The sequence below is a fragment of the Herbaspirillum lusitanum P6-12 genome, from assembly GCF_000256565.1.
In the GTDB taxonomy this organism is placed as follows: Bacteria; Pseudomonadota; Gammaproteobacteria; order Burkholderiales; family Burkholderiaceae_D; genus Herbaspirillum; species Herbaspirillum lusitanum.
The window spans coordinates 1-1,356 of the sequence record NZ_AJHH01000197.1 but is presented as its reverse complement, the minus strand read 5'-3'; the positions used below and the strand labels follow the sequence as shown (position 1 = coordinate 1,356).

At 65.2% G+C, this 1,356-nt stretch carries 1 protein-coding gene and 1 pseudogene; both read right to left on the bottom strand.

The window, feature by feature from the left end; translation table 11 throughout:
- Window positions 1–231 precede the first annotated feature (231 nt).
- Window positions 232–867 carry a PqiC family protein gene (locus HLUSI_RS0106730; protein ID WP_083830866.1) on the bottom strand — a complete coding sequence of 212 codons (636 nt, stop codon included), beginning with the start codon at window positions 865–867 and terminating at the stop codon, window positions 232–234.
- Window positions 867–1,356, bottom strand: a pseudogene (locus tag HLUSI_RS27345) (mammalian cell entry protein); the annotation flags it as partial. The gene HLUSI_RS0106730 and the pseudogene HLUSI_RS27345, both read right to left, overlap by 1 nt.

Sequence of the window (1,356 nt, the reverse complement as noted above, 5' to 3'; positions counted from 1 at the left end):
GGCAAGCCTGCCGGCAGCGGCGGTCCGCGCAAAGAAGGTGGCGGCGGCGGCTACAAGGGTACTGGCGCCCGCTCCGACAGCGGCGCACGTCGTTCTTACGGCGATCGCTGATCTGCATCTGCATTAGTTAAGACTGACCGTACCGGTGATGTTTGCCGGTGCAGCAAAACAAAAGGCCGCTTCGATGAAGCGGCCTTTGTCATTTCCGGCAGGGTAAAAACTGCGCGGTGTTCAGCGGCTGCAAACGCCGGTCTTCCCGCTACGCAACGCCGCCACATCGGCGGCAATCGCGTCGGCGGCATTGCCCACCGCGCGCTGCATGCCCTGCACCACGCCGTCAACGCCGAGTCCCGCTGCCGGTTCCACGACGCTCAGACGGCACACCGCGCTGCTGCTGTTGTCGCTGCGTGTGATGGTCCAGCCGAAAGTGGCATCGACCTTGCCGCCCTTGACCGCGTCGAGCTGGCGCAATTCGACCACGACGCGATACACCGGCTGATTGTTCGGACGACCGCCGCGCGTCACATCGACCGCGCCGAGCCGGTTGGCCACGCCGCTTGCCAGCGCGTCGCGCAACTCGTTGTTGAACGGCGCCGACCAGCGATCCTGCTCCAGAATGTCCACACGCGTGGCGTCGGTGCGCACCACGATTTGCGGTCGCGCCAGGCGTTCCGGCACGCTGACCGGGGCGACCTCAATGAAGGTCTGGCCGGTCGGAGTCGATACGGCCGCTGCCGCCGTCGGCGCAGCGGCATCAGCCAGCGTATAGAAACGCGTCGGCGCCGAGGCGCAGGCGCTCAGCAGCACCGCTGCCGCTGTTGCTGCTGTTGCTGCTGCCGACGAGATGAGAGTGAAACTGCGCTGCATTATTTATCCTCCTGCTTGCCGCGAATCAGCGATTCCGGATGTTGCTGCAAATAATCGGTCAGCACGCGGATCGAGCCCGCCGCGCGCGACAGCTCCTGCATGGTCTGGCGCACGTCCTGCTGCAACGGCGCGTCCTCGGACAGAGTCCGTTCGGCGGCGCTGAGCGTCTTGCGCGCATCGCGCATGGCGGCGGTGATTTCCGGCGCGACGTCATTGTTGAGCTTGTTCATGGTCTGCTCGGCGCTGGTCAGGGTGCGATTGAGCGTGGTCAGCGTCTTGCGCAGGTCGTCGCCGATCTTGTCGAACGGCACCTTGCTGAGCTTGCGCGTGATGTCGCCGATCTGGTTCTGGATCTCGTCGAGGCTGTTCGGTATCGTCGGGAACACCAACGGCGTCCTCTCGATATCGATCTGCGTCGGCGCCGCGTTCGGGAAGAAGTCGAGCGCCACGTACACCTGCCCGGTCAACAGGCTGCCGCTGCGCAGGGAC